Here is a 7,953-nt window from a genome sequence, read left to right as displayed (position 1 = left end):
GAGGTCGGGCGCCCAACCTGACGGCCGGCGGTCGAAGCTGGGGCACTATGGCCCTAGGTGCCTACATGGTGGGTAATAAAATTCTGAGCTTATGGACGACTGGGACTACGACGGCGGTCTGGGCCTGAGGCGGCCCGCTGCCGGTGCCCAACGGCTGAGCGACACCGAGGCGATCCGGTTGCTGGCCACCGTCGAGTATGGGCGGGTCGTATTTACCCTTGGTGCGCTTCCGGCGATCCGTCCGGTCAATCATCTGGTGGACGACGGTCGCATCATCATCCGCACCCGGCTGACCTCGGCGATCTCCGCCGCGACGCGGTCTCGGGACAGTTCAGTCGTCGCCTATGAGGCCGACAGCTTCGACCACCAAACCCGGACCGGGTGGAGCGTCGTCGCAACGGGGCGCGCATCCACCATCACGGAACCCGACGAAGTCGAGCGCTACGAGCAACTGCTGCACCCGTGGGTCAACCACGCGGACACTGTCATCGCCATCGAGCCCACGATCGTCACCGGATTCCGCATCCTTGCGCCCGAGCCGTAACCCCCGGCGCGCGCGCTCCCATTAGTCCCGCGGCGGTTCTGTCGACGTGGGCGGCCTGCCGGACCGCTGGTCCAGCTTGGAGGCGAACACGGCAGCTTGCGTCCGGCGCTCCATGCCCAGTTTCGCCAGCAACCGCGAGACGTAGTTCTTCACCGTTTTTTCGGCAAGAAACATCCGGGCGGCGATCTGCCGGTTGGTCAGACCTTCGCTGAGCAGCCCGAGCAGCGTTCGCTCCTGTTCGGTCAGCCCGGAGAGCGGGTCTTCGCGTTCGGTCGTGCCGCGAAGCTTCGCCATCAGCGCGGCGGCGGCGCGGTTGTCGAGGAGGGATTTGCCGGCCCCGACCTCTTTGATCGCGTGGGCCAGCTCCATGCCTTTGATGTCCTTGACGACGTAGCCGCTGGCGCCGGCCAGGATCGCCTCCAGCATGGCCTCGTCAGAAGTGAATGACGTCAACATCAGGCACCGCAGGTCCGGGTGGTCGGAGACCAGGTCGCGGCACAGTTCGATTCCGTTGCCGTCGGGAAGGCGCACGTCAAGGACCGCGACATCGGGCCGCAGGGCCGGTATGCGCGCCTTCGCCTCCGATACGGAACCGGCTTCGCCGACGATTTCCAGTTCGGGGTCCGACGCGAGCAGATCGGCAAGACCGCGCCGCACGACCTCATGGTCATCGACGAGGAAAACCTTGACCATCAAGAGCCCTTTCTTATGCGACTGACTCTCAATATCGCACGTTTTCATTATCGCCCGCGTCATAAGTGCTGCTGATTGACGACCAACAGCGAACAGCCGGCGTCCTGCAGCACCGCGCTGCCGGCCGGTCCGACGAGCTCCCTCAGCTGCCGGCGATCGCGGGCGCCGGCGATCACCAGGCCTACCGTGCCGCGGTTGTAGGCCAAATACTCGAGCAGGCCGCCGTGCACGGCCACCGACTCCACCCGCAGATCCGGATACTGCCGTGTCCAGCGGGCCAGCCGGCGATCCAGGTCGGCGAGGGCCCGGCGATCGCCTTCGGTATCGTCCGGCCCCTTCTCGTCCGGCGCGGTCCGGCGGCAGATGATCGCCCGGATGGCGGCGTTGCGCAGCCGGGCCTCCGCGGCGGCGGCGCCCAGCAAGACGCCGTTGTCGGGCGACCCGTCCAGCTCGACGACGATCCCGTCGGGGCGGTGCGACTGGTCGTCGCGGGCGCGGATGATGCCGACCGGGCAACGCGCCGACATCGCCAAGGCCGCGGCGGTGGAACCCACTCGGCCCGGCCGGAAGTGACGCAATCCGACCGCGCCAACGCACACCATGCCCGCCGCCGCCGACGCGCTGATCAAGCAGCCGATCGCCGGGCCGTGGACCACCTCGGTTTCGATCTTCACCGGCTTGCCCGCGGCCTCAATCGCCTTGACCGCCTGGCGAATTGCGGCCTGGCCGGCGGCCTGATCGGTTTGGTCAGTGTCATCCTGTTCGGTCGCGCAGACGAGCCGCAGGGGGGCGTCGCGGCTCACCGCCTCGTCAAGCGCCCAGAGCGCCGCCCGGATCGCCGCCTTCGAGCCGTCGATGCCGACCACGATCGGCTGCGGCGTAGCCAATTCGTTCACGGACTGTCCTCTAATGGCGAACCACGAGGACGGAGCAGTCGGGATAGCCGACGATCGGGTGGCAGTTCGGCGTGGACAGCCCGGCGATCTCGAGGGCGTCGGCGCTCCCCACGACGGCCAATTGGGGAGCCAATCCGACGGCGCCGCCCTGCCTCTCACCGGTTTTCACTCCGGTGCCCGCGGCGACCGTCTGTACGTGCACGTCCGGATAGCGCCTGACCCAGCTGTTCAGTCGCCGATCGATCTGTCGGACGGTCGCGTGGCGGCGCCGGCCCTGCTCCATGGCCTGGTGCACGACTTCGTCGTTGTCCGGCTCGTCGTTGAGCACGACGGCGATGACGCCAAGCTCGGTCGGCGAGCCGTCGGGATTGGTGCGGATGATCGCGACCGGGCATTGCGCTTCGGCGACCAACCTGGTGGCGGTCGGCCCCAGCAGGCCATCGGACGCCCACCCGCGCCTGGACGTGCCCACGCAAACCAGTGCCGCGTCGCGCGATTCGTCGACCAGCACTTCGCCGGGATCGCCTGAGAGGATTGCCGTTTCGACCTCGACCGGTCTTTTCGCCTGTTGGATGGCGCACTCGGCTTGGGACAGCGCCATCTCGGCGCGCTCCAGCTCCCACTCGGACAGTTGCGCGGAGCTGGTGTGTTCCTCCGGGCGAGGGATGACGTAGACGAGGCGCATCGGCAGCTGCCGGCTCAGCGCCTCGTCGACCGTCCACTTGGCGGCGTTAACCGCCGCTTGTGAGCCGTTGACGCCCACGACCACCGCCTTGGCGTCCAGCTGGTTCATGTCGGCTCCTGACTGTTCAAATTCAGGCTCTCAAATAGGCTATTGCGGCGCCGCTCGTTACAGAGGGGCCGTTCGGCCTTATCTGGATTGCCGTTCGTCATTTGCCAGATCGTAGGGTTCCGCCGATTGGGCGAACAGCTTCTCCACGTCCGCGCGAAGGCAGGCTGCCGTGCCGGGCGTCATCAGCATCGCCGCTCCCGCCGCGATGCCCAGCCGAACGGACTTGACCAGCGGCCAGCCACGGGTGAGCCCGACCGTGATGGCCGCGACCATCGCGTCGCCGGCCCCCACGCCGCTCCCGCCGGGCATCGGAATTGCCGAAAAGCGTTGGCTGGCATGGGCCGTCGCGAGCAGCGCGCCCTTCGATCCCAGGGACACCAGCACCGCTTCCGCGCGACCACCGTTGACCAGCTCGTGTGCGGCGGCGAGTTGTTCGGGCTCGGTCTCCAGCGGGCGGCCGACGCATTCCCGCAGCTCCCGCACGCTCGCCTTGAGGAGGAACACGCCGGAGGAGACGTGCCGCAGGCCGCCGCCGGAGGTATCCAGGATCAGACGGGCGCCGACGTGGCCGCACATGTCGGCGACCCGCTGGTAGAAGTCCGTGGTCACGCCCGGCGGCAGGCTGCCGCTGGCCACCACGAATTCGGCCGACTTCGCCGCCATCCGCAGCTGTTCAAGGCAGTGCGCCTGTTCGCGCAGTGTCAGTTGCGGGCCCGGCAGGACGAAGCGGTACTGGCGGCCGGTGCTGTTCTCGTTGACTGTGAAGCTCTCGCGCGTGGCCGCGTCGATAGGCACTTGCCAGAACGGCACGCCCTCGTCGGCGAGCAGCCGCGCGATCAGGCCACCGGTCGTCCCGCCGGCGGGAAAGACCGCCAGCACCGACCCGCCCAGCTCGTGCGCGATGTGCGCGACGTTGATGCCGCCGCCGCCCGGGTCGTAACGGGTGTCGGCGCAGCGCAATTTGTCGGTCGGCCGCACGACGTCGACGCTTGTCGTGATATCGAGCGCCGGGTTCATGGTCAACGTGACGATTTGCGGTCGGCTCGCAGGCGGCCGTGCCTCCGTCTGCATGGTCGTTGACTCCGCTCGTTGTCGTCGATTAAAGGCCGGAGGGGTACGTTTCCGGCGTTTCGCCGGCGATCCAGAGGCTGGTCACCTCGAGGGGTTCGAGCGCCCGGGTTTGGTCGATGTGGATCATCGCGTCGAACTGGTCGGCCGGGCGCACGTGGAAGTAGTGGCTTTGCCGCTCCGTTTCGGGCCGGTAGATCACGCCGATGGCACGGCCCAGGCGGACCGTGCTGAGCGGATCCGCGGCCGCGGGGCTGATGACCGCCGACACCAAGAAGGCGCCCCTGCCAGTCTCATGCAGCAATTCTTCGATGCTGCCGTTGAGCGCGGGGCGAACCACCTTTCGTTCGGCGACGCCGCCCCACTCGCTGGCGGCGGTCACGGTGCCGGCGTAGGTGCTGAGCCCGATGAGACGCGCATCCCTGCCGTAGCGCTGACGGGCAAGTTGGCCGAGCGTGAGTTGCCCGTCGGCCCAAACTTCGGTGGCCCGCGCATCCCCGACGTGAGAGTTGTGGGCCCACACCACGATTCGGGCGGGCGGCGCATCCTGGTGGCGATCCAGATGCTTCAGCAGCGCCTCGAGCGTCTGCGCCATGTGCTTGTCACGCAGGTTCCAGGAGTTGACGCGCCCACTGAACATCGCGCGGTAATACACCTCCGCGTTGCGCACCGTTTGCGCGTTCTGCTGGGCGTAGAACAGCTCGTCCTCGGCGAGTAGCCCGTCCCTGCGCGCGTAGGCCAGTGCGTTGCGCTGGATCTCCACCAGCTGGTCGATCGCCTGATTTTCGCACGACGGGCCGGCGCCGTACGCCGCCGCGAAGCCGTACGCCTGACCATCGTCGGCCGAAGCGTGATCGAAGCACGAGTAGCGCTCCCGCGCCCGCGCCGCCGCCTTCGGGTCGATCTTGTCGAGGTAGGTGATCACCTCGTGCATCGATCGGTGCAGGCTGTATAGGTCCAGGCCGTAGAAGCCGGCCTGCCGCCGGCCGTTCGACTTGTGGAGCCTGTTGTACGCGCGCAGCCAGTCGACGAAGTCACGCACGACGGTGTTGCGCCACATCCAGGCGGGGAAGCGCTCGAATCCGCTCAACGCGTCGTCGGCGCTGTCGTCGTCACCCAGGCCGCGCACGTAGCGATTGACCCGGTACGCGTCGGGCCAGTCCGCCTCGGCGGCGACGGCACAGAAACCCTTTTCCTCGATCAGCCACTTCGTGATGACAGCACGGGCCTCATAGAACTCATGGGTGCCGTGCGAGCTCTCGCCGATCAGCACGATCCGCGCGTCGCCGATCAGCTCCTCCAGCGTTTCGCGCGACGGGATGCCCTGCGGCGCATCGATGGCCGCGCCGCCGATCACCTCGGCCGGTGTCCGCGGCGGGGGTTCGGTTGTCGATGCCCCGGTGGTCGGGGTGGCGAGCAGCCGACAAACCTCGTCGTCGGTGACCTGGCGGAAATCCCAGAACGACTCCCCCACCGCATGGAAAGGGGTGGGCATCGACGCGCAGACGACGTCGTCCACCTGGCCGGCGAGTTCCCGGCAGGTGGATTCCGGGGCCGCGGGCACGGCGACCACGATGACCGCGGGCTCGGCTTCGCGCAGCGCCTGCACGGCCGCGAACATGCTTGCGCCGGTGGCCAAACCGTCGTCGACGAGGATGACCGTCTTGCCGGTGACGTCGAGGGGTGGGCGACCGTCGCGGTAGGTCGCCTCGCGCCGGGCGAGCTCGCGGCCTTCGCGCTCGGCGATGGCGCGCAACTCCTGCGGGGTCAGTCGCAGTCCCCGCACGACATCGTCGTTGACCACGACGCGGCCCCCGCTCGCCAGCGCCCCGACCGCAAACTCTTCGTGGCCGGGGGCGCCGAGTTTGCGCACGATGAAGGCGTCCAGCGGGGCGTGCAGCGCGGCCGCCACCTCCCACGCGACGGGGATGCCGCCCCTTGCCAGGCCCAAGACGATGACATTCCGCCGGTCGCGATAAGCGCCGAGAAGGCTTGCCAGCACCCGGCCGGCCTCGCCGCGGTCGCGAAACACGCGCCGCGGCGCGTGCCGGGTGGCGTCGGCTGCTCTGGTCATGGGGTCACTGCCCGCTGGCTGATCGCACCTGGACGCGCCGCTCGGCCGGCTTCGGCTCCGAAATGCCCACGGAGACAGTCAGGATGCCCTTGTCATAGGTGGCCTCGATGCTGTCCTCGTCGGCGCCGGCCGGCAGCGAAACGGTGCGGGTGAATGAGCCGTAGGAGAATTCCGAGCGCCCGTCGAAGTCCTTCTTCTCGCTGCGCTCGGCCTTGATGGTCAGCTGTCCGTCGCGCACTGTGATCTCGACGTCCTTGGCGGGGTCCACACCCGGCATTTCGGCGCGCACGACATAGCGGCCGTCCTTCATCTCGTCTTCCAGCCGCATCACACGGCCTTCGTAGACGGGGCGCAGTCCGGCCAACGGGGGGAAGCCGGCGAACAGCTCAGAGAACTCAGGGAAGAGCGACCTCGGCTGACGCCGAACAGAAAGGGTGCTCATGATGTCTCCTAGAACTCGACATTTGTGGCAGTGACGAATCCATCCGACCAGTCGGCCGCGAACCGCGGTAGGGACGGAAGTCCCGGCGTGGCGGGCCGTTCGTCGGCTCCGCCCGCGTCAGCTGGAAAGCCGGGCCTGGGCGGCGATGTAGGCCATGACGCGATCGAGGATGAGGTCGTATGTGTCGCCGTCCTCGACGAGACGGTTCAACCCCTCGCGGCGAAGGAAGCCGTCGAGGCGTCGGTCCAGTGGCCAATCGGCATAGGTGTCGTCCGCGTACGGCGAACGCAGGAACTGCCACGCGAGCGTGTCGACGTCACCGTCGGTCAGCAGCGGTGGACCGCTTGGCAGAGAGGACATTTCAATTCCTTTTGCCCGCCGGGCGGGCCTGACCCGTGATGGCCGCCTGCATCGCGGCGAACCGCGACCGCGCCCGCTTGTCGGCGGCTTGCTGCTCGGCCGCCGTGACGACGATCGCGTCGGGACCCGGGAACACCGTCGTCCGCTCGTCGGTGTCGAGCCACCGAACCTGATATGGCGGCTCGCCGTCCGGCGACCGCACCTCGGTGATCAGCCCGCGCACGTCCCGGCGGCCGATGGTGCCGCCCTTGATCACCAGCCAGTCCCCGACCTTGGCCTTCATCGCCGGATCTCCAACACGTCGCCCAAGGGCCGCCGCGGCGTCGGCTCGGGGGTCAACTCCCCCTCGGGTTCGATGCCGACCCGGACCAAAACTTGGGGAACCGCGGCGGGCCGGGTCGTCAGATCGGAAATGACGTCGCGACTGGATTGCAGCTCCGTGAGGTGCGTTACCGGGCAGGTGGCCAGGCCGGCCATCGTGCACTCCAGCAGGATCGCCGAAAGCGCCTCGCCGCAATTGAGCGCATCGACCCGCGCGTCCCCCGGTGTGGACAGCACGAGGATTTTCGCCTCGTCGTAGGTGCCCGCGGAGCTCCGCTCGTCGGAGGAGTCGATGGGGAACCGGCGGTTGATGTCGACCCGTCGGGCGTCCGACTCCGAAGCCAGCGCACCCTCGGGGATCCCTTCTGCCTCCCGCAACGGCGATGTCCACCAAAGCAATTCGTGCTGATAAGAATCGTCGTAGCGGCGCAGCTCATCGGTGAGCCGGGACGCCTCGGCCAACCGCGACCGCGCATCGTCGCTCAGCACGTCGAGGGTCACCAGCTCGTCGTCGATTGAGCTGCGCAATACGGCTTCCAGGGACGACCAGTGCCTCGGCGCACGAAACGGCAGCCGGTTGGTCCGGCGACGCGGTATCGCGTCGGCGCGATCCCGCCTGGCCTGTGTCACGTAGTCGAGGGAGGTGAAGTCGGCCGAGACGAGGTGGTCGAGATTGTTCGGGTTGGGGAACTGATCGATGTTGGTGTCCCAGCCGGCGGCGGCCATCGCGACCCGGAAATGGTCGAGCGCGGCGCCGCAGCT

10 protein-coding genes are annotated in these 7,953 nt (G+C 68.1%); 1 reads left to right on the top strand and 9 read right to left on the bottom strand.

The features are described from left to right. Positions 1-91: 91 nt before the first annotated feature. Positions 92-544 carry a pyridoxamine 5'-phosphate oxidase family protein gene (locus A5706_RS03380; protein ID WP_068127065.1) on the top strand — a complete coding sequence of 151 codons (453 nt, stop codon included), beginning with the start codon at positions 92-94 and terminating at the stop codon, positions 542-544. A 21-nt stretch (positions 545-565) separates the two neighbouring features. Here A5706_RS03380 and A5706_RS03375 read toward each other — a convergent pair whose 3' ends face one another. From A5706_RS03375 to A5706_RS03335, 9 genes are all read right to left on the bottom strand, one after another. Then, entirely contained in the window at positions 566-1,237 is a 672-nt protein-coding gene (locus A5706_RS03375; protein WP_068127063.1) for a response regulator transcription factor, read from the bottom strand. Positions 1,238-1,296: 59 nt separating this feature from the next. Beyond that, a complete protein-coding gene (locus A5706_RS03370) occupies positions 1,297-2,133 on the bottom strand; it encodes a universal stress protein (RefSeq protein WP_068127060.1) in 837 nt (278 codons plus the stop codon). A 10-nt stretch (positions 2,134-2,143) separates the two neighbouring features. Beyond that, positions 2,144-2,926, bottom strand: a complete 783-nt coding sequence (locus A5706_RS03365) for a universal stress protein (protein ID WP_068127058.1) — start codon at positions 2,924-2,926, stop codon at positions 2,144-2,146. 78 nt (positions 2,927-3,004) lie between these two features. Continuing rightward, positions 3,005-3,997 carry a 1-phosphofructokinase family hexose kinase gene (locus tag A5706_RS03360; RefSeq protein ID WP_068127056.1) on the bottom strand — a complete coding sequence of 331 codons (993 nt, stop codon included), beginning with the start codon at positions 3,995-3,997 and terminating at the stop codon, positions 3,005-3,007. Between the two features lie 28 nt (positions 3,998-4,025). Continuing rightward, entirely contained in the window at positions 4,026-6,068 is a 2,043-nt protein-coding gene (locus A5706_RS03355; protein WP_068127054.1) for an erythromycin esterase family protein, read from the bottom strand. Between the two features lie 4 nt (positions 6,069-6,072). Continuing rightward, positions 6,073-6,513 carry an Hsp20/alpha crystallin family protein gene (locus A5706_RS03350; protein WP_156766940.1) on the bottom strand — a complete coding sequence of 147 codons (441 nt, stop codon included), beginning with the start codon at positions 6,511-6,513 and terminating at the stop codon, positions 6,073-6,075. Positions 6,514-6,627: 114 nt separating this feature from the next. Then, on the bottom strand, positions 6,628-6,870 hold the full coding sequence (locus A5706_RS03345; protein ID WP_068127051.1) for a hypothetical protein: 243 nt from the start codon (positions 6,868-6,870) through the stop codon (positions 6,628-6,630). Between the two features lies 1 nt (position 6,871). Next, positions 6,872-7,153, bottom strand: a complete 282-nt coding sequence (locus A5706_RS03340) for a DUF1918 domain-containing protein (protein WP_068127049.1) — start codon at positions 7,151-7,153, stop codon at positions 6,872-6,874. Continuing rightward, the coding region (locus A5706_RS03335; RefSeq protein ID WP_068127047.1) for a nitroreductase family protein at positions 7,150-7,953 on the bottom strand (804 nt) is incomplete at its 5' end. The genes A5706_RS03340 and A5706_RS03335, both read right to left, overlap by 4 nt.

The sequence above is a fragment of the Mycobacterium sp. E796 genome, from assembly GCF_001672815.1.
Taxonomy (GTDB): domain Bacteria; phylum Actinomycetota; class Actinomycetes; order Mycobacteriales; family Mycobacteriaceae; genus Mycobacterium.
The sequence above is the reverse complement of the archived record's forward strand: the minus strand, read 5'-3'. Positions and strand labels throughout refer to the sequence as shown.